The organism is Paenibacillus rhizovicinus (genome assembly GCF_010365285.1).
Lineage (GTDB): Bacteria > Bacillota > Bacilli > Paenibacillales > Paenibacillaceae > Paenibacillus_Z > Paenibacillus_Z rhizovicinus.
Genome location: NZ_CP048286.1, coordinates 6,170,085 through 6,190,254, shown reverse-complemented (window position 1 = coordinate 6,190,254; position 20,170 = coordinate 6,170,085). Strand labels below are relative to the sequence as shown.

At 54.8% G+C, this 20,170-nt stretch carries 22 protein-coding genes; all 22 read right to left on the bottom strand.

Annotation, left to right across the window (positions count from 1 at the left end; genetic code table 11):
• Positions 1-35: 35 nt before the first annotated feature.
• The 22 genes from ruvA to mreC all read right to left on the bottom strand — a co-directional run bounded on the left by ruvA (position 36) and on the right by mreC (position 20,134).
• Positions 36-668 (bottom strand): Holliday junction branch migration protein RuvA, encoded by a 633-nt coding sequence (gene ruvA, locus GZH47_RS27605; RefSeq protein ID WP_162644185.1) that lies wholly within the window; start codon positions 666-668, stop codon positions 36-38.
• The gene (ruvC, locus tag GZH47_RS27600; RefSeq protein WP_162644184.1) at positions 665-1,168 is read right to left on the bottom strand and encodes a crossover junction endodeoxyribonuclease RuvC; all 504 of its coding nucleotides are present in this window, start codon (positions 1,166-1,168) and stop codon (positions 665-667) included. Before ruvC ends, ruvA begins: the two co-directional genes overlap by 4 nt.
• Positions 1,169-1,454: 286 nt before the next feature.
• Entirely contained in the window at positions 1,455-2,132 is a 678-nt protein-coding gene (locus tag GZH47_RS27595) for a BofC C-terminal domain-containing protein (protein WP_162644183.1), read from the bottom strand.
• 146 nt (positions 2,133-2,278) lie between these two features.
• The gene (locus tag GZH47_RS27590; RefSeq protein ID WP_162644182.1) at positions 2,279-4,147 is read right to left on the bottom strand and encodes a LysM peptidoglycan-binding domain-containing protein; all 1,869 of its coding nucleotides are present in this window, start codon (positions 4,145-4,147) and stop codon (positions 2,279-2,281) included.
• Between the two features lie 190 nt (positions 4,148-4,337).
• Positions 4,338-5,213 (bottom strand): prephenate dehydratase, encoded by an 876-nt coding sequence (gene pheA, locus GZH47_RS27585; RefSeq protein WP_162644181.1) that lies wholly within the window; start codon positions 5,211-5,213, stop codon positions 4,338-4,340.
• Positions 5,210-6,184 carry a homoserine kinase gene (thrB, locus tag GZH47_RS27580; protein WP_162644180.1) on the bottom strand — a complete coding sequence of 325 codons (975 nt, stop codon included), beginning with the start codon at positions 6,182-6,184 and terminating at the stop codon, positions 5,210-5,212. The genes pheA and thrB overlap by 4 nt, the downstream gene beginning before the upstream one ends.
• Positions 6,185-6,330: 146 nt before the next feature.
• Positions 6,331-7,617 (bottom strand): homoserine dehydrogenase, encoded by a 1,287-nt coding sequence (locus GZH47_RS27575; RefSeq protein ID WP_162644179.1) that lies wholly within the window; start codon positions 7,615-7,617, stop codon positions 6,331-6,333.
• A gap of 23 nt (positions 7,618-7,640) precedes the next feature.
• Positions 7,641-8,078: an ACT domain-containing protein gene (locus GZH47_RS27570; RefSeq protein ID WP_162644178.1), complete on the bottom strand. Its 438-nt coding sequence runs from the start codon at positions 8,076-8,078 to the stop codon at positions 7,641-7,643.
• A 173-nt stretch (positions 8,079-8,251) separates the two neighbouring features.
• Complete coding sequence (gene obgE / locus GZH47_RS27565; protein ID WP_162644177.1) at positions 8,252-9,580, bottom strand: GTPase ObgE; 1,329 nt, start codon at positions 9,578-9,580, stop codon at positions 8,252-8,254.
• Positions 9,581-9,596: 16 nt separating this feature from the next.
• A complete protein-coding gene (locus tag GZH47_RS27560) occupies positions 9,597-10,328 on the bottom strand; it encodes a Spo0B domain-containing protein (protein ID WP_162644176.1) in 732 nt (243 codons plus the stop codon).
• Positions 10,329-10,515: 187 nt separating this feature from the next.
• On the bottom strand, positions 10,516-10,821 hold the full coding sequence (rpmA, locus tag GZH47_RS27555; protein WP_162644175.1) for a 50S ribosomal protein L27: 306 nt from the start codon (positions 10,819-10,821) through the stop codon (positions 10,516-10,518).
• Between the two features lie 14 nt (positions 10,822-10,835).
• A complete protein-coding gene (locus GZH47_RS27550) occupies positions 10,836-11,180 on the bottom strand; it encodes a ribosomal-processing cysteine protease Prp (protein ID WP_162644174.1) in 345 nt (114 codons plus the stop codon).
• 11 nt (positions 11,181-11,191) lie between these two features.
• Positions 11,192-11,503: a 50S ribosomal protein L21 gene (gene rplU / locus GZH47_RS27545; protein WP_162644173.1), complete on the bottom strand. Its 312-nt coding sequence runs from the start codon at positions 11,501-11,503 to the stop codon at positions 11,192-11,194.
• Positions 11,504-11,720: 217 nt separating this feature from the next.
• The gene (locus GZH47_RS27540) at positions 11,721-12,944 is read right to left on the bottom strand and encodes an Rne/Rng family ribonuclease (protein ID WP_162644172.1); all 1,224 of its coding nucleotides are present in this window, start codon (positions 12,942-12,944) and stop codon (positions 11,721-11,723) included.
• A 160-nt stretch (positions 12,945-13,104) separates the two neighbouring features.
• Positions 13,105-13,992 carry a M50 family metallopeptidase gene (locus GZH47_RS27535; protein ID WP_162644171.1) on the bottom strand — a complete coding sequence of 296 codons (888 nt, stop codon included), beginning with the start codon at positions 13,990-13,992 and terminating at the stop codon, positions 13,105-13,107.
• A complete protein-coding gene (locus GZH47_RS27530; RefSeq protein WP_162644170.1) occupies positions 13,985-15,037 on the bottom strand; it encodes a M23 family metallopeptidase in 1,053 nt (350 codons plus the stop codon). The genes GZH47_RS27535 and GZH47_RS27530 overlap by 8 nt, the downstream gene beginning before the upstream one ends.
• A gap of 82 nt (positions 15,038-15,119) precedes the next feature.
• On the bottom strand, positions 15,120-15,908 hold the full coding sequence (locus GZH47_RS27525) for a hypothetical protein (RefSeq protein ID WP_162644169.1): 789 nt from the start codon (positions 15,906-15,908) through the stop codon (positions 15,120-15,122).
• A gap of 159 nt (positions 15,909-16,067) precedes the next feature.
• Entirely contained in the window at positions 16,068-17,216 is a 1,149-nt protein-coding gene (locus GZH47_RS27520; RefSeq protein ID WP_162644168.1) for an FtsW/RodA/SpoVE family cell cycle protein, read from the bottom strand.
• Between the two features lie 6 nt (positions 17,217-17,222).
• Positions 17,223-18,014 (bottom strand): septum site-determining protein MinD, encoded by a 792-nt coding sequence (minD, locus tag GZH47_RS27515; RefSeq protein WP_162644167.1) that lies wholly within the window; start codon positions 18,012-18,014, stop codon positions 17,223-17,225.
• 17 nt (positions 18,015-18,031) lie between these two features.
• Positions 18,032-18,691: a septum site-determining protein MinC gene (gene minC / locus GZH47_RS27510; protein ID WP_162644166.1), complete on the bottom strand. Its 660-nt coding sequence runs from the start codon at positions 18,689-18,691 to the stop codon at positions 18,032-18,034.
• A 64-nt stretch (positions 18,692-18,755) separates the two neighbouring features.
• A complete protein-coding gene (gene mreD, locus GZH47_RS27505) occupies positions 18,756-19,280 on the bottom strand; it encodes a rod shape-determining protein MreD (RefSeq protein ID WP_162644165.1) in 525 nt (174 codons plus the stop codon).
• Entirely contained in the window at positions 19,277-20,134 is an 858-nt protein-coding gene (gene mreC / locus GZH47_RS27500) for a rod shape-determining protein MreC (protein ID WP_225446593.1), read from the bottom strand. Before mreC ends, mreD begins: the two co-directional genes overlap by 4 nt.
• Positions 20,135-20,170 lie beyond the last annotated feature (36 nt).

Here is a 20,170-nt window from a genome sequence, read left to right as displayed (position 1 = left end):
CTTAATCGCTGCGCGGGTATGCATCCCGCTCCAACTTAGCCTTTGAACAATTGCTGCAGCGCCCGTTTCATAAGCGCATCCACCGTCTCATTCGGAATATCCGTTTGTTTCATGCTTTGCCATGCGCGGTCCAGTTCGGCCGCCGTATAGCCGAGCGCCATCAGCGCTTCGCGCGCCTCCCGCCAGTCCTTGCCGCCTTCCGCTTCCGCCGAGCTCGATCCGACATCGGTAAGATCAACGCCGGCCGCGGCGAAGCTGAAGCCGCCCGGAATCGCGTCCAGCTTGTCTTTCAAATCCAGCACCATGCGCTGTGCAGTCTTTCTTCCGATGCCCGGCAGTTTCGTCAGGAACGTCAGATTCTCCTGCTGAATGGCCGCGGCAATCGTCTCCGGCTTGCCGCCGGCAAGAATGCCGAGCGCAACGCGCGGTCCGATGCCGGAAACGTCCAGCAGCTTGCGGAACATCGCCTGCTCGTCTCGGTTCGCGAAGCCGTATAGCAGCGCCGCGTCCTCCCGGACGTGATGATGCGTATAAATCGTAACTACGTCATCGCTCTTGGCGAACGCATATGGGTTAGGCGTAAAGATTTGGTAGCCGATATCGCGGACGTCCACGACCACGAATTCCGTATCCAGGTGTACGACCCGGCCTCTTACATAATCGATCAAGATCGGTTCACCTCGTTTATTTTGTTCGTAAGAACCGACGAATGCGCATGGCAAATGGCCACCGCAAGCGCGTCCGCGACGTCGTCCGGCTTCGGAATGGCGCTCAGCTTCAGGAACATCCGTACCATCTCCTGCACCTGTCGTTTCTCCGCTTTGCCGTATCCGACGACGGCTTGTTTGACTTGGAGCGGCGTATACTCCGCGACGGGGAGACCGCGCTGCGCCGCAGCCAATATAACGACGCCGCGCGCCTGGCCGACCGAGAACGCCGTCGTGACGTTGCGGTTAAAGAACAGCTTCTCCACGGCGACCGTATCCGGTTTGTAGCGGTCCATCAAGGCGCAGGCCGAGTCATACACCTGCTTCAGGCGCTCTTCCGGCGCCGTGCGGGCTTCCGTCGTAATGCATCCGTATTGCACGGGAACGAGCTTGCTCCCGATTTTGTCGATAAATCCGAAGCCTACGATCGCGATTCCCGGGTCAATTCCTAATACTCGCAATGCTGCTTCTCTCCTTACGCCGATCGATAGATTAGTCCTTGCCATTCCAGTTCACCAAAAAAGGCTTCCTCCCATTATATCAAATGATGGAACGAATGAGAACACGCGTTTCTTCCTCGCCTTCCGAAGAAGTCGAACCAAGCAGCAAATATACGGCAGTCATCTGCTCTTGTGCAGCTAGATTGCCAGCTCCCTAAGAAAAATAAAAGGACGCCTGCCTTCTGCAGTCGCCCTTCATTGCTCTTCGAAGTTTTATTTCATATCCAGCAAGTAAATGCGCAGCCTTCTAAAACGTGCGCTTCATGACTTTCTCCGTACGCTCCACCGCGTAATCGCCGAACGACGACAATACGCTGTTGAACGCATCCTTATCCGTCACGCGGATGCCTTTGACCAGCTCGTCGATCCGCTCCTTCGGCAGGCTGCTCTCCATATAATTCACGTCCAGTTGAAAGAAGGTCCGCATCACTTTCTCCTTCTTCGGCTCGCCGTCGAATAGCGATAAGCGCCCCAGCTTGTCCATCCCGAAATAAGCGCTGCGTTTGCAGGACTCCGATAAGTCGTCGATCCGCTGCTCCATCACGACCGCGCCTTGCTCATCGAGCATGGCCGTCCATTCCGGATGCAGTTTCATCATGCGGAGCGTGTCGACCGAGCTGAGCAGGCCGATCGTTTCCGATTCCGAGCCGCAAATATAGACGCGCCGAATCTTGACGGTTACTTTGCCCCGCATGTCGGAGAGCGTTGCAATGACGCTGCGGCTGCCGTCGTCCTGCGCCGGCGCTTGACTTTGCGGCAGTGCTTCGAGATTGGTTCGTCCCGCAGCCGAGACAACGCCGTCTCCGACGAAGGCCACGGATAGGATCGCCGCCGGCACGAGCAGCCCCGAAGCCAGCTGCCACATCGGCCGCCTGCTGCGTCTGAGTTTCTGTTTTACTTTCCGCCAAAGGTTGAATATTATCATATGGGTTCCCCCCATTCGCCTTTTTTGTTAGTCTGTCACCCGATATGGAGAAATATGCATGCTTATTCCGCGCATAACAAAACCCCGCACGGCATCGTTAGCCGACGCGTGCGGGGTGCGGAAAGAAATGCTGGAAACTGCGGTATTTAACGGTTAATCCAAGGCAAGCTGCTGCGGCGTTTCGGTTTCAAAGCGACGCGCGTTTGACGAACGACGGCTTTCTTGGCAGGCTTGCGTGAACCCGCGTTCGACTTGCTGACATTCAATTCTTCGAACGCTTCCTCTGCTTCGCCTTCATTCTCTTCGCGCTTGTCATGGCAGCCGCAGTTGCAAGGTTGTTTGCCCTGCCCGCTTATCGGAGACACTTGACCGTTCCCCATATAACCGTAGCTCATCTGCGGACCCGTATTTGCCGGCGATACCATCGACGGATTGAAGCCGTAGCCGCCCATCGGGCCCATGTTTGCCGGCGATACCATCGAAGGGTTGTAGCCGTAGCCGCCCATTGGGCCCATGTTCTCCGGCGATACCATCGAAGGGTTGTAGCCGTAGCCGCCCATTGGGCCCATGCTCTCCGGCGATACCATCGAAGGGTTGTAGCCGTAGCCGCCCATTGGACCCATGTTCTCCGGCGATACCATCGAAGGGTTGTAGCCGTAGCCGCCCATTGGACCCATGTTCTCCGGCGATACCATCGAAGGGTTGTAGCCGTAGCCGCCCATTGGACCCATGTTCTCCGGCGATACCATCGAAGGGTTGTAGCCATAGCCGCCCATTGGGCCCATGTTCTCCGGCGATACCATCGAAGGGTTGTAGCCGTAGCCGCCCATTTCTTCGTCGCTGATCGGACTTACCATCGGCGAACCCCAGCCATAATTCGGAGCTCCCCATGGCAAGCCTGCGTTTCCTTCAGGAGACGTTTCAGCAGGGCTGACCGCAGTTGGCTGACCGTATCCGTAACCGCCCGTCATCGCTGGTGATACGGCCGTTGGCATATCATATCCATATCCGCCTGTCATTGCCGGCGACACCGCCGTCGGCATACCATACCCGCCTGTCATTGCCGGCGACACCGCCGTCGGCATACCATACCCGCCTGTCATTGCCGGCGACACTGCCGTCGGCATACCGTATCCGCCCGTCATCGCTGGCGACACTGCCGTCGGCTGGCTGTAACCGTAACCGCTGTGAACGGGCGCAGTCGCTGCCGGAGATACGGCCGTCGGCTGGCTGTAGCCATAGCCGCTATGAACGGGCGCAGTCGCTGCCGGAGATACGGCCGTCGGCTGGCTGTAGCCATAGCTGCTGTGAACAGGCGAAACCGCGCTCGGCATATCATGAAGCGACATGACCTCCGTAGCCGGAATGCCGTACTGTTTGAACAAGTCGACGCTTTGCTCGTATGGCTTATGAACAGGGTATTTCTTTTCCATGATCGGCATTTCAATCGGCACCGGCATTGGCGTAGGCACCGGTTCAGGCAATGGCATCGGCATCGGCGCAGGCGTTTCTGTCACTGGCGCGGTGTTCGCTTTCGGACCCGTATGTTTTTTACCCGTCGGAATTTTGCCCATCAGCCCTTGAACGCCCTGCATAACCGCAGCAGGGTGAAGCGGATGATGGCCTGTTCCCGATTTGTGATGGCCATGATTTTCATTCGAGCCGTTCATCTCAGGCATGGTGCTAGGCGTGCTCGGTTTCGGTATGTTTACGACTTCGCCGGTCAGCAGCACGTTCGGATTTTTAAGCTGCGGATTCGCTTTGATCATATCGCCGAGCGGAACGCCCCAAGCTTTGGACAGCTTCCAGAGCGTATCGCCCTGCTGCACGACATGCTGATGCATGATATCCATGTCGCCGCCTTGGGATGCGGGAACTTTGATTTTCATGCCGATGTCGAGCTGATCCGGATTCGTAATGGATGGGTTCAGCTTTAAAATCTCTTCCAACGACACGTTGTACTTCTGCGCAATCATGTACAGCGAATCGCCTTTTTTTACAATATGAATTTTCACCCGCCAAAAACCTCCTGTCACGTTTTACGTCTTAGGCAGACGCGGCTAACGCCCGTTATCAATCCCTACATCCTATGCAACAGGTAGGCTGGTGTCACCCTTCTTCGCAAAAAAAAATTGAAACCTCCCTCTGGCAGCACCGCCAAAGGAAAGCTTCAATCGTTTAAAAACACTTCGTTATGAGGTGAAATTAACGCGCTTCGTATTTAAAGCTCGGATAGCTGCCGAGCACGCGCACTTGACAGCCGATCGCCTCGATTTCCGCAATCGCGGACGGGAGCAGCACGGATTCCATCGACATCTCGATATCGATCAAGAAATAATAATTGCCCAATTTCTTCTTCGTCGGACGCGACTCGATACGGGACAGGTTAATCCGGCGCCAGGAGAACGCCGACAGCACTTGATGAAGCGCTCCCGGGTAATCCTCCGGCAGCGTAATAAGTATACTCGTCTTATGCTTCTCCGATTCCTTCAGCGTAAATGGCTTAGGCCCCACGAGAAGGAACCGGGTGTAATTGTTGTCGTGGTCGGTGACGGCCGATTCGAGAATGTCCAAACCGTTGTCTGCCGCCGCGGATACTTGGCCGATTGCCGACCAGCCGCGTCCTGGATTGTCGCGTACGATGCGAACCGCTTCCGATGTGCTCCCAACATGCTCCAGTTCAGCGTGGGGAAGATGGCGCTTCAAATATTGCGTGCACTGCGCCATCGCTACCGGGTGGCTCATTACTTTCACGATGCGGTCGTAAGCAAGGTTGCCGTTCGCTTCGGTCAGCTCGGACGACGCGCCGATCAGATTCTGAATGGACGGGTAAACCCACTCCGCCTGGATCGGCAAATTCACCTCGTCGACGAGCCAGTCGGTATGCAGGCTGACGGAGCCGTCGATCGTATTCTCGATCGGTATGATGGCATAATCCGTCTTTCCTTCCGCCGTAGACAGAAACACGTCCGCGATCATGCGGTGATACTCGTATCGAATCTCGACGCCGAAGCCGTTCAGCATATACCTGGCCGCTTCGTCGGATGTAGAACCTTTCGTCAAACACGCTGCGCTTATCATGCCTTGACTTCTCCTTTGATTCGTTCCATGAATGATTCCGATCGATCCCCGTGGACGACCGACAGCTCCGGACCGTTCAGCGCCGGTGCAAGCCACATCGTTTGAGCTTCTATGCCATGCTGTTCAAGCGTTCGCAGCAGGAAGGATTCGAGCTCCGCTTTGCGGTCGCTGCCGCGGTCAACGAGCGTTAGCAGCGTAGGTCCCGCGCCGCTCAGCGCGACGCCTAGCGCCCCGTGGTTTGTCGCCTGCTCCAATATCTCCGACATGCCCGGCACGAGCGGCGCCCGGTAAGGCTGGTGCAGCTTATCCCGCATGGCGAATGGTATCAGTTCCAAATTACCGCTTGCGAACGCCGCGACGAGCAGCGAGCTGCTCGCTACATTATAAACCGCGTCTTTCATGTCGAGCTTAGCCGGCAATGCATGGCGCGCCTTCTCCGTGGAAAGCTGGAACGAAGGGATCGCCACCAGCACCTCCAGGTTCTCATGCGGCACGATCCGCACCTTCTCTGCGCGAATGCCGTCCCATGCGGAGACGACGATGCCGCCGAATAGCGACGCCCCGACATTATCCGGATGGCCTTCCAGCGCGGATGCCATCTGGAACAGCTTGTCCTCGCTGAGCGGACCTCCCGCCAAAGCGTTTGCGGCAACGAGCGCTCCGACGATGGCCGATGCGCTGCTGCCCAGGCCGCGGGTAAGCGGAATATCGCTGTACATCGCGATGCGGATTTCCGGAATATGAACCCCGGCTTCCTCGAACACCATCTGCGCGACCTTATAAATCAAATTCGACTTATTCGTCGGAATGCCGTTCAATCCGTCTCCATAAAGCTCAATGACCGTCTCGCCGTCCACGGCTTCCATCTGAATCCACGCGTATAGCGACAACGCCATGCCAAGCGTGTCGAAGCCCGGACCGAGATTCGCCGTGCTGGCCGGAACTTTCACCAATACCTGGCTGTTTAACATACTACCGCACCCTTCGGATGACGGATGACGTACCCTCACGTACTGCACGCATAACCGCTATCGCCAGTCATGGTTTCTTCATCCGTTGCGTATTGTACTAGCTAGCATTCAAGGCTTTACTTACAGGCAATGGTCGAAAAGAAAAGTTATCCTTCTACGCGGTATACGCTCTTGACCGCTTTCACGACCTCCATGCCTTCGAGCGATTTCAGGACACGCTGCGCTGCAGCTTTGCTTGCGTCATGCGTAATGATGATGATTTCCGCTTCCGGATTGCTTGGATTCGGCTGCTGCAGCACGGATTCCAAGCTGACTTCATACTCCGCGAATGCTTGCGTGATTCGGGCAAGCACCCCTGCGCGGTCAGCGACATGCAGCAGCATGAAGTATTTCGATGCGATCTGCTCGTCGGTTTTGAGCTTCTTTTCTTTATACGCCAGCTTCTCTTGCTTGCCGTTGACGCCAAGCTTGAGGTTCTTCACGACTGCAACCAAGTCCGCGACGACCGAAGTCGCCGTCGGCAGTTCGCCTGCGCCGGCGCCGTAGAACATCGTCTCGCCTACAGCTTCGCCGTATACGTAAACCGCGTTGAACACGCCGTTCACCGACGCGATCGGATGCGTCGCTTTCACCATCGTCGGCTGCACGCTGACGCTGATATAGTCGTCTTGACGCTCTGCGATACCGAGCAGCTTCACTTCATAGCCAAGGCGCTTCGCATAGAGAATCTCCTCGCGGCTGATGGACGAGATCCCTTTGACGTCTACGTCTTCCAGGGCCACGTTCGCACGGAAGCCGAGCGTTGCGAGAATCGTCATTTTGCGCGCCGCATCCAAGCCTTCGACATCCGATGTCGGATCGGATTCCGCGTAGCCGAGCTCTTGTGCTTCTTTCAACACGTCGCTATAAGCTGCGCCTTCCTGGCTCATCTTCGTCAATATATAGTTCGTCGTTCCGTTAACGATACCCATGATTTTCGTAATCCGGTCCGAGGAGAAGCCTTCAACCAGCGTACGAATGATCGGGATGCCGCCCGCAACGCTCGCTTCGTAATAAACGTCGCAGCCGTTCTCTTGAGCAGCCGCCAGAATTTCCGGACCGTGCAGCGCCATCAGGTCCTTATTCGCCGTCACGACATGCTTGCCGCGGGCAAGCGCTTCGAGAATATAGCTCTTCGTCGTCTCGATACCGCCCATGACTTCGACGATAACGTCGATATCGGGGTTATGAATGATATCCCAAGCGTCTTCCGTCAATTTATCCGGATGGATGCTGACGGAACGCACTTTGCTTTTATTTTGCACGAGCACCTTCTCGATGACGATCGGGGAGCCCACTTGACTTTGAAGGTCCGGCTGATGACCTTCCACGATGCGAACGACACCCGTTCCTACAGTGCCAAGTCCTAGCAATCCTACTTTAATCGGTTTCATTCCGTATACCTCCAGTTATAGTTCTATCCTTGTCCGATGATGGACGCCTTTCGGACGCCGTCCTGCCTGCGGAGCGCATCCATGAATTCGGACATTGCCCCGCCCATAGTTGAAGTATCAACGGAAATCACAACATTAGCTAATCCTTGCAGCGGTATCGTTTGATGGATCGTCAGCACGTTGCCTTCTAAACCGGCTACGAGCCCGAGCACTTTGGAAAGCACGCCTGACCGATGATCCAGATCCATCGAAATCGTCACGATCGTTTCCCGTTTGAGTTGATTCTGCGTATAAACACCGTCTTTGTACTTATAGAAGGCGCTCCGGCTCAGACCTACCCGCTCGGCAGCTTCGTGAACGGTAGCCGCTTCGCCGCGGCGGAGCATCTCCTTGACCTGAATGGTCTTCACGATTGCTTCCGGCAGCATATCCTCGCGAACGACATAATATCGTTCCTCCACTGGACGTCCTCCCATCAAAGACACATGTTCTCTCATAGAGGACATTATATCTAAAAAACAGACCTGCGGCAATAGTCATTTCCACGAACTTGTCTCATTCATCATGAAAAAAGCTGCCGTCAGCCGCATCTGCAGTCAACCTGCAAACACTGCTCCGGCAGCTGTCCGTAACGCTATTCGTGGTAGTAGAAGTCGCTTCCCTCGAAGAACTCGAAGGAGAAATCCGCGATTCGAACGATATCTCCGTCTTTCGCCCCGATCTTCCGAAGCTCCGCGTCGACACCCATCATCCGCAGCGTTCTTGCGAACCGCATGATCGCATCGTAGGAATTGTTCAAGTTTACCCGCTTCATGAACTTCTCGATATACGCGCTCTCGACGTAGAAGCCTTCGTTCTCCTTGCCGACCTTGAACGATCTGTCCTCTTCCTTGTCCAGCGTGTACACTTTGCGTTCCGCCACATCGCGCACTTCTTCAATCAGACGCGTTTCCGGAACGGTTTCCAGCAGGTCTGCCGCTTTGTACAGCAGCTCCTGCACGCCCTTCTTGGTTAAGGAAGACATGGCTACGACCTTATGCTCGATCTCATCGCCGCGGGCTTCCAGCTGCTCACGGAACAAGGCGAGGTTGTCCTCGGATTCCGGCATATCCATCTTGTTCGCCACGATAATTTGCGGACGCTCAGCCAGCACCGGATTGTACAGTTCCAGTTCCTGATTAATCGTTACCCAATCCTCGTAAGGATCGCGTCCCTCCGAGCCCGACATGTCGAGCACGTGCAGGATGATGCGCGTACGTTCCACATGTCGCAGGAAATCGTGTCCGAGGCCAACGCCTTCATGCGCGCCCTCGATTAGTCCCGGTAAATCCGCCATGACAAAACTGCGGCCGTCGCCGACGTCGACTACGCCGAGGTTCGGCGAAATCGTCGTGAAATGATAAGCGCCGATCTTCGGCTGCGCCGCCGATACGATCGACAGCAGCGTCGATTTACCGACGCTCGGGAAACCGACCAAACCGACATCCGCCATGACTTTCAGTTCCAGGATGATCCAGCGTTCTTCGCCATCTTCGCCATTCTCGGCGAAGTCCGGAGCCGGATTGCTGGCCGTTGCAAACCGGCAGTTGCCTCGTCCGCCGCGTCCGCCTTTGGCAACGATGATTTCCGAGCCGTTCTGCGTCATGTCGGCAATGATTTCCCCGGAATCGTCATCGAGAATGACCGTCCCCGGCGGGATACGGATAACCGTGTCTTCCGCGTTCGCGCCATGCATCGTTTTCACTTTGCCGCGCTCGCCGCGTTCGCCTTTGAAATGCTTCTGATAGCGGAAATCCATCAATGTCCGCAGACCGCTGTCAACGCGGAAAATGACGTTGCCGCCTTTACCGCCGTCTCCGCCTGCCGGACCGCCATTCGGCACGTATTTCTCCCGACGGTACGATACGATGCCGTTCCCGCCGTCTCCGCCTTTTACGAATATTTTCGCCTTATCGACAAACATGCTTTATGTCCTCCGTTTACTTCCCAATCTGCGCTTCCAGCATTAGCATTCCTTTGCCCTCGTCCACTCCCGCTGCTTTAAGCGGCGAGCGCTGAAGCGCTTGATCGCAATTCGTCTTCCATTCGCTGCCCGGCCTGAGTTCGCCGTCTAAATGAAACGCCAAGTGCAGCTTCTCCTCATCCGCGGATACGTCCATCAGCAGCTTGGCCGCATTGCCGCTGCCCGATACCGCCGCATAACGGTACGCCTGAATAAGCTCTATGATCGTATTGGCCACCTGATCCTTCGAACCCGGAAACAGCTCGGCCAAATTCAATTCGCCATCGATCTCCAAGTCGATTACCATCGCATTGGTCAGCGTCCGGAATGACTGCAGAAACAGCACGAGTGACGGTATGCCAAGCTTCGCGAGCTTGCTCTCCGTCATCATCCGTTCCTTTATCTGTTCCACGCACTGAATCGTCTTATCCGTCTTCCCCATACGAGAATAGCCGTAAATAATCTGCAGGTCATTCATCCAATCATGTCGGTGATGATTAAGCGTTGCAATCGCCGTCTGCTGCATCGTGAGTTCCAGCTGTTCGATCTGCCAAGCCTGTTCGCGCGCGAGTGAGCGGTTCCACAGTACCGCCGCTGCCAAGGTCCATATCAGGAATATAACCAGCAACCACTGCTGCGTCGGCCATATGAGGACAGCCACCGCCGGCAAGATGACAGAAACAGCCGCATAATATCGGATGCGATTCATGATCGAGCCTACTTTCCTATTCTTTCCTAGCCTTAAACAGTATAGCATAAGAAGAACATTCATTCTATAAGGTCAAGGCGGACGGAGACGCCGTATCTATTCAGGTTTGAAATTAATCCTGCCGTTGACGAGAAAAGCCGCTAAAAAAAATAAAACCCCGGTCTGCATGCAGACCGGGGATTGTTGCTTATTCTGCTGCAGCTACAGCAGCAACTGCAACCGGGTAAACGCTGACTTTCTTACGGTCGCGTCCCCAACGCTCGTATTTCACGACGCCTTCCACTTTCGCGAAGAGCGTATCGTCTTTACCGATACCAACGTTGTTGCCCGGATGAACTTTCGTTCCGCGTTGACGAACCAGGATGCTTCCTGCCGTTACCGTTTGGCCGTCAGCACGTTTAGCGCCGAGACGTTTCGATTGGCTATCGCGTCCGTTCTTTGTGGAACCTACACCTTTCTTCGAAGCGAAGAGCTGGAGATTCAGTTTCAACATGGATGTTCCCTCCTTTATTCACGAAATAGTTGACGAATGACGACATACTTACCGTACGAGGCTGCAATCGAATCCAGCATGACGATCATACTTTCCAGGAGAAGCTGCGTTTTCGCATCCGAATCTGCAGTATGTTCTCCAGCGGGGATTTCTGATCGCAGCCAGCCGCTCTTCATCGAAGCCGGGAGCTCGACGCCCGCCAATGCTTCGATTGCATTCACCGTGCCGACCGATACGGCCGACACACCGGCGCAGACGATGTCTTTGCCGGGATTGGCGAACTTGGCATGTCCCTCAATTGCAAACGATACGATTCGGGAATCAGCAGCGGACTGCCGCGTTATGCTCACCGTAATCATAGGTTATCCTCTTAAGCTTGAATCTTGCCAATCGTAACTTTGGAGTACGGTTGACGGTGACCTTGCTTACGGCGGTAGTTTTTCTTCGCTTTATATTTATAAACGATGATTTTTTGACCTCTGCCGTGTTTTTCAACAGTCGCCGTTACTGTAGCGCCGGAAACAACCGGTGTACCTGTAACGAGCTCTGCGCCTTTGGAAACAGCCAATACGCGGTCGAATGTTACGTTCTCGCCTTCAGCAGCATCCAGTTTCTCGATGTAAAGAACGTCGCCTTCTTGCACTTTGTATTGCTTTCCGCCAGTTTCAATGATCGCGAACATGTGTGTTGCACCTCCTTATATCGAAGACTCGCCTGATTCAGGTGCCGCGTAAGCCAAGCTGACCCGGACTTATGTACCTGTTCTGCGCGGTAATTCGGACTGCAATTATCTCTCTCAATCGCAGACACCATAACATCTTAGCATACATACGTATGGATAGCAATTAATAATTTAGGCATTTGACATCATTCTTAGTCGCGCAGCTTCCGGCAACTCTCTAATCCCGATTGCCAGATGTCTCTCTCGAAGGCAGAATCTTCTGTTCGCGTACTTTTTTACGGGTCATTTCAAGCAATCCGAGCCTTGTCCAGCCGACAACCTGGCATTTCGTCCGGTCGGTCCGGACCAAACGTTCCAGCAGCTGCATGACTTGCTCGCGATGCTGTTCTTCGTCCATGTCGATGAAATCCACAATAATGATGCCGCCGATATCCCGGAGCCGCAGCAGCCGGGCAATCTGTTCTGCCGCCTCTAAATTCGTGCGGAACACGGTGTCCTCCAGATCGGAGGTGCCGACGAACCGGCCCGTATTCACGTCGATGACCGTGAGCGCTTCCGTCTGGTCCCAGACGAGATCGCCGCCGGATTTCAACCGGTACCGCCGCTGGAAAGCTTCTTGGAGCTGCTCGTGAATATGATCCTGCTGGAAGAGCGAAGCGCCGCCGATTAGCGGTTCGAATAACTGCAGGCGCGGAAGCATGGCCGGGGCGAGGCGTTTCATCATCGCCTTCGTCTTCCGGAAGACTGAACCGTCGTCGATCCATATCTGGTCGATCTCCGTCGTCAGCAGGTCCCTGACGAGCCGATGCACGAGATCCGCGTCCCGATGAAGCAGCGTCGGGGCCGAGGCCGTTTCTCCCCGATGATGGATTTCCTGCCAATGCTCCCGCAGAAACTGCACATCCTGCTGAAGCGACGCCAAGCTCTCGCCTTCGGCGGCCGTGCGCATGATTACGCCTTCTCCAGGAAGCCGGATTTTCTCGCCTACGGCGCGCATGCGCGACCGTTCCGCTTCGGTGCTGACTTTCTTGGAGACGCCTATGTAATCCGCAATGGGCATATAAACAAGAAACCGGCCGGGCAGCGAGAAATGGGTCGTGACACGCGCGCCTTTGCCTCCGAGCGGTTCTTTCATGACTTGCACGAGAAGCTCCTGACCAGGCTGAAGCAGGGAGTTGATCTGCGGTTTTTCCTTCGGTTGACGTTCTAAATGCGGGTGAAGTACATCATCAATATAAAGGAACGCATTCTTCGGCAATCCGATATCGACGAATGCCGCCTGCATGCCAGGCAGGACATTCGCGACGCGCGCTTTGAAGATGCTTCCGACCAGCTGACCCGCGTTTTCCGTTTTTTCCATGTAATACTCATACAGCGAATTGTCACTCACGATAGCAATTTGAAGCATGTCCTTCTGACCGTGAACCAGCATTTTTTTCATTCTTTTGCCCTCCTGCCTCAGACGGTCTCCACGGATATTTATTTTACCACATAAGAATTTAAAGTTTCCAAGTTTATTGGAAAAACGAATTCATATTGGCAAAAAAACAAACCTCTGCACGAGATCGCCCATTCTCGAATGGCCGAAAGCAGAGGTGTTTTCACATGAATAGCTCCAAGACTGCACGGTCTGCTTTTCCATCCGATAGAAAACCGCTGACAAGGCGCTGTTCCGGCAGTACGGCCAGCACATCCCCTTTTTCCTCCATCACGACGATCAAATGATAGCTGTCCCGCTTAAAGAGGCGCAGCGCGGCAAGCACCGTATACCCCTTCGGCACGATAATCGGAAACGCCCACGTCCCCCGCGCTACCGATTTGGAAGCCGACATGGCACGATTCGTCAGAAAACGGAGAAACAGAAAGGGAATATTGCGATAGGCTGTCCAATTGGTCAGCAGCAGAAACAGGCCGACGGCGATCAGATTCAAGTTCAAGTGGACGGCATTCTTGCTCAGCACGGCTGGCACGATGGCAAACACGACCATTAGCGCGCTGAAGAAAAGACTGATCCTGGCCCCCCAAATCAGCATGCCGTGGAACGTCAGCGTCCGGCTAAGCCCTGCCTGCATCAGTTTTCCGCCATCAAGCGGGAGAATCGGCAGCAGATTGAACAGGCCGATCATGATATTGGCCTGACAGACGTAGTCAGCCCATTCCGGCTGCCACAAGCCCAGCTGTCCGAGCAACCACGCCAAGCCTGCCATCCAAACGTTCTGCAGCGGACCTGCAATCGCGACGATCGCTTCTTCGCTTGCCGGCAGCCCGCTCCCGTCTTCGACTTCCGCCACCCCGCCGAAAGGCAGCAGCTTCACCTCCCGAACCGTCCAGCCAAAGCCCCTTGCGGCGATGACATGACCAAGTTCGTGAACGAGTACGATCGCAAACAGCGTCAACAGCTCCACGAAGGACCCCGTAAAGACGGATGCGAGCATAATGAGCACGAAGAGCGGATGAACGGACCACCGGATGCCGCCAATCTTAATCAATCGGAACGACGTCCGCAGGGTCGACGTATCGGCCTTTCTCCTTCACTGCAAAGAACAACAAACTCTGTCCATTCTCGTCCGCCTTCGCCGAAGCCAGCTTCCCTAGCGTCTTGCCCGCTTCTACCCAATCGTTCGCCGCGACGATAACGTTGAACAAGTGGCTGTAAATGGTCACGCGCTCGTTGGCATGCTGAACGACGACCGTTGCTCCATCCTCGCTGTCTTCCGTAACGAGCGTGACCCGCCCCGTCTCCGCGGCCAGCACCGTCTGGTCCGGCGTGCCGGCAATTTCGACACCGCTCAGCGTCTCCGCGAATGTCTGTACGACCGAACCTTCCGGCAGCGGCGACACGATCGGCAGCGTGACCGATCCCTCGGCAAACCGGGACTCCTCGTCCCCTTTTGCGCCGAAGAACGGGATGAAGGACGGAGCGCCGGCGAACCATTTTTGATATAGCGACGACGCCGCATGAAAGTCCATATTCTCGGTCAAGGCCGCCGTTACCGCTTCTTGGCCTTTCTTGGCGGCGGGCTGCTGCACGTTGAACATCAAATAGACGATAGCGAATACCGCAGCCGCAATGACCGATTGGATAAACAACCCCCGTACGATAAACCGGGCGTCGTTCTTCGGCGGATCTGGAGGAGGACCTCCCTGCTTGCTGGCCCGGACGTCCTTGCTCGGAAGCGGCGCGATATTCCAGCCTGCGGTCTGCCAAGGATTGGGATTCGCTTTCCACAACCGTTCCGGATCTTCCTCGCGCTGCACGGCCGGCTGAACGAATTGCCCCTGTTTGCTTTCACGAGGATCGCGCGCCGAAGCAGGAAGCAGCAGCCCCTGCTGTTCCGGCTGATGGGGCTGTTGCTGCTGATGATGTTGCGGCGCCTGTTGCTGCATGGACAACCTAGGTTGCTGTTGGTGCTGTTGGTGCTGCTCGTACTGCTGTGCACGTTGCTCGGCATGCGCCGTCTGTTTCGCATTATGCTCAATAATCCGGCGAATGCGTTCCTGCCTGCGTTCACGGATGCTGTTTCGGGTATCCATCGCCAATCCCTCCGCCTTTATACAGCTTGTTCACTCCAGTATATGAAGGCGTTGGACGGGTTATGAGAGTTGGCCGAAACGATTAAAGCACGCCGAGAATCCACCCTTCGAGCGGTACGACCGCGGCCAATCGGCCGCGGTCGAGCGTCACCAGGCTCATATAATGGCGAAGCGTTCCGCCGTTATCCTGCTCCTGCAGCCACTTGGCGATCGCATAAGCATCCTTCTCGTCCCGTTTCGTCAGTTCGGGCGGATAGTCGAATCGATGATGCAGCATCGAAGGATACACCTCGGCAATAACGCTCATCCCCGCTTCAGGAACGAGTCCGTCATAGGGCCATACATGGAGCACATCCGCATATTCGTTGCGAAGTTCGTAGATCCATGGGAGGCCGGCATGCGTCGAGAAGGCGACCGATATCAAGGTGGGATTCAAGTTCAGGACGCTCTTGGCCGCAGGCGTGAACTTCTCCGTCAGCCGCAGCTCCGTCGGATTGGCATAGGGCAGCGTCGGTGCCTGAACGGATGACACGGATTCCGTCTTGACGCCCTGCCACATGTCGTGGAAATGGGCCAGGAACGAAATCCAGGAATGGAATTCCGGCTTGGACGGCGATGCTTCCCGGAAATACGAGAGCGGAAACGACAGCCCATGGTCCATGCCGACGATCATCGGCTCCAGGCTTCCGGCCCGCTGCGCTTCCAACCGTTCCGCTAAATAACGATAGACCCCTTGGCGTGACCAGCTGCTCTTGTCCTGCGCCCGAACGGGCATTGGGCCAGCGGACGCCTCGAAGACTTGGATCGCTGTATGCCGCTGGCTGGGCAGCCCCTTGCCGGAATAATCAATGCCGATATAATGCGAGAACATAGGTTTCTCCTTCTTCTTCTTACTTTTTTCTTCTTACTTTTTTCTTCTTACTTTTTTCTTCTTACTTTTTTCTTCTTACTTTTTTCTACTTTCTTCTTTCTTCTTCATCCTTTCAAACGGCTCTGAACGAAGAGAAAACCGTCCGGCAGAGCCGGACGGTTAGGTAGCCAATTCGTATTTTTCCTGGTGGACTTTCACGCTGAACACGATGCCGATGCAAAGCATATTCAGCAGCAGCGACGTCCCGCCGTAGCTGATGAACGGAAGCGTGATGCCCGTAATCGGCATCAGACCGATCATCATGCCGATGTTCTGGAAGACTTGGAAGACGTACATCGATACGATTCCGATCACGATGAATGATCCTCGCAAGTCATAACACTGGAAGGCAATAATAATCATCCGGTAAATCAGCAGGAAGTATAGCATCAACAAGATTGCCGCGCCTTGGAACCCGAACTCTTCACCCACGACGACGAAAATCGCATCCGAATACGGATAGGGAATGAATTTGCGGTTCTTGGACTCGCCCTTCATGTAACCGTCGCCCGTAAGGCCGCCGGAACCGATGGCGATTTTGGCTTTGTTCGCTTGGTATACTTCTTTCTCGGAAGCCGTTTCCGGATTAATGAAGCCGTTGATCCGTTCATACCAGTGGAGTTTACTATGATCCTCCATGTAATCGTGAATCTGTTTATTGTAGGTATTGAACAAGAACATGAACAGGATGATACCGCCCACCACGATCGTAAGGCCGAGAAGCACATGCGTGTAGCGAACGTTGCCAATCCAGAGCATGCCCAGCACGATCACGAGATAAATGATGGCATTGCCCAAATCCGGCTGAATCATGACAAGCGCAAACGGCACGAACGAGAAGAAGGCGACGACGAACAAGTCCTGTCTGACCCGGAGCGGATCGCCCTGTCTGCGGCCCATCAAGTATGCGACCGTGATGATCAGAATGATCTTGACCATCTCCGCCGGTTGAAATTGAAGTCCCCCGGGAAGCGGAAACCAGCTCTTCGCTCCATTGATCTCCGGCGCTGTCAAATATACAACAACGAGCAGCACGAGCCCGATACCGTACAACACGTACCAAGCCTTCAAATAGACACGATAATCGATCATGGCCGCGACCAATGCAACGAAGAAACCCAGACCGAAGAAAATAACCGTTTTGACGTCATAATTGGCATACTCCGGGTTGCCGTACGTCGCGCTGCGCACAAGCATCGCACTGACAACCGTGAAGGCCAGCAAAATGATAATGATGCCGACGTCGATTTTTTTCAGTTTATTCAACACTCACAATCATCCTATTCCAAGAAACTTGCGGAAGCGTTTCATGACGCCCGCTTTCTCTTCCAGCGGCATAAGGGGAACCATATCGCCCAGCATCCTTCTGGAGATATTGCGGTAAGCGATCGCGGCGCGGGAGGACGGATCCATGACGGTCGGCTCTCCGGCGTTCGCGGAACGAATGACCTTCTCGTCATCAGGCACGATACCAAGCAAATCAATCGCAAGCACTTGGCAAATCTCGTCGATATCGAGCATTTCACCCGAACGCACCATATTCGCGCGGATACGGTTGATGACGAGACGCGCAGGAACCTGAGACTGCTCGAGCAGACCGATTACCCGGTCGGCATCGCGTACGGCCGCATTCTCCGGCGTCGTCACGACGATCGCGCGATCGGCCCCCGCAATGGCGTTCCGGAACCCCTGCTCGATGCCCGCAGGACAGTCGATAATGACATAATCGAACTCTTTCTTAAGCTCCAGTATCATTTCCTTGACCTGCTCGGGCGTGATCGCGCTCTTGTCCTTCGTTTGGGCAGCCGGCAGCATGTACAGTTCTTCGAACCGCTTATCCTTTACCAGCGCCTGGTTCAGTCTGCAGCGTCCTTCCGCGACATCGATCAAATCATAAATGATGCGGTTCTCCAAACCCATGACCACGTCCAGATTGCGCAATCCGATATCCGTATCTACCATGCAAACCTTCTTGCCAAGCAAAGCAAGCGCAGTGCCGATATTGGCTGAAGTCGTCGTTTTGCCGACTCCGCCTTTACCTGATGTAACTACAATCGCTTCTCCCATGACCTCACACTCCCCGCTCAAGCTCTAAACACGACAGGCAGCTTCCGCAGACGCTGCAGCTGCGTCATTTTATCGATTTTCATTACGCCGTCGCTCAAAAACGCATACTCCATCAGCGCGTCCCCCGTCATCCATTCATCCGGCGGACGGCTGATGACCTCATCGATGCGAAGCTGCGTCGGTCTCAGCAAAGAAGCGGCGATGATGGCTTCTCTCTGCCCTTTGAATCCCGCATGGGCTAATCCGCGGAGCGCGCCGAGCACGTAAATATCGCCCGTGCAGTACACGGTGCCTCCGGGATTAACGTCGCCCAGCAGCAGCAGATTCCCATCATGTTCCAACGTTTGGCCCGAGCGGACGATCCCTGTCACTACTTTTAAATTATTGCCGTCTTCAAGCTTCGCTTCCGCTTTCACTTCGCTCTCGACAGACTGCACGAGCAAATTGCCCTGCTGCCTGATCGCTGCCTTGATCCGTTCCTTGTCATCCTCGTCCACTTGACGGGTGCCGAGCTTCACTTGCACGTGAACAATGGGACCTGTCAGCAGCTGTTGATGCGACTTTTCCAATTTGTACTTCAGCTCGTCCAACAACGTGGAAAACTCGCAATTGTCGTCAAGAAGGAAGATCAATCCATCCTTGACGCCTTTTATCGTAATATGCTGCTTCTCGGTCACGCTCGCACCACCCCTCTTAATACGATTCTTTCATTCACGCGCGTATTCCTGCAACGGAACCGGGTTAATCTTCTTCGTCTTCGGTCTTAGGCGTCTTGCTTCCCTCGAACCAACGTCTTGCGGGTACGTACATCGCCAAAGCGAATAATAGCTGAAGAATGAGGCTCGGGATAATATGGTGCGAAAGCGCCCATTCATAAGGCTGGCCCGTAAGCCGGAACACCCGGTAAATGAAATAGACGACCGTATCGTAGACGAGAGTGGACAGCCCGATCATGGAGAGCGCCATCATCAGCGTGCTGCGCTTGCGCTCGAGCATAAGTCCCGTCATATAGCCGACAAGGCCCATAGAGAAAGAATGGACGCCGATGATCCGGCCATAGAAGGCCAGATCCTGCAGCAATCCAAACGACAAGCCGAGCAGGAGCGCCGCATGGCGTCCCCTGTAGAGAGCGGCGAACAGCACGAAGGCCAGCGTAAAATGAGGAACGATGCGGCCAACCAGGCTATCCGGCAGCAGCCAATAGAATATCGTTCCTTCCGAAAGGAAGAAGAGCAGCATGACGCCGATTATGCGCTGCAGTCTCATGGCGAGATATCTCCCGTATCCCCGAGATCAGGCGTTTGAACGACGAACACTTCGGTCAGATGGTTGAAATCCGCCGCAGGGGTAATCGTTGCCGTATACGTGAGACCGAAGTCGCCGACTTGCGTGCTGTCGACCGTACCGATGACGATCCCGCGCGGGAATACGTTTCCTTTGCCGGAAGTGATGATCGTGTCGCCTTTCTTGATCGGATCATGCTCGGAAATCTTCGACATGGACAGCTTGCCCGTCTCGGCATCGTAATTATCGACAATACCGAATGATTCGCTCTCCTTGCCGAACACGGTTGCAGCAATCAGTTTGGTATCTATCGAATTTACGTTTAACTTGGTGATCGGCATGACGGACGAGAAGAACGGATCCACTCTGGTGACCAAGCCGACAAGCCCTTTGTTCGTCACGACGACCATGTTGAGCTTAATGCCGTCTTTGGAGCCTAAATTAATGCGAATCGTCTCATCGTACGGATCCGTGCTGACAGCGACGACCTGCGCGATGAGATAATTATAGTTATCCAGCGATTTCTGGCGTTCCGTAAACTTCAATTCTTCCTCAAGCGTCTTCAATTTCGTTTCCATCGAATTGTACTTGATGCTGTCGCGCGCATAGGCGGCGGCCGCGATGCGCAGCTGCTCGTTTTCCTTGTATACCTCCCGCATGTGGGAGAGATCGTGAACGAGGCCCGATACATATCCGGCCGGCCTATATAGCCATTGCTGGAAAAAGCCCGACGTATCGAGCGCGAAATTTTCCGGCCATGTCAGCTTCTTCCGGTCGCCGATGGTGAAACCCATAACGGCGACGAAGAGAATAAATACGATCATGAGCACAAACATCCGTCTGTTGCGCATCCAATTAAACACTTCGCTTCA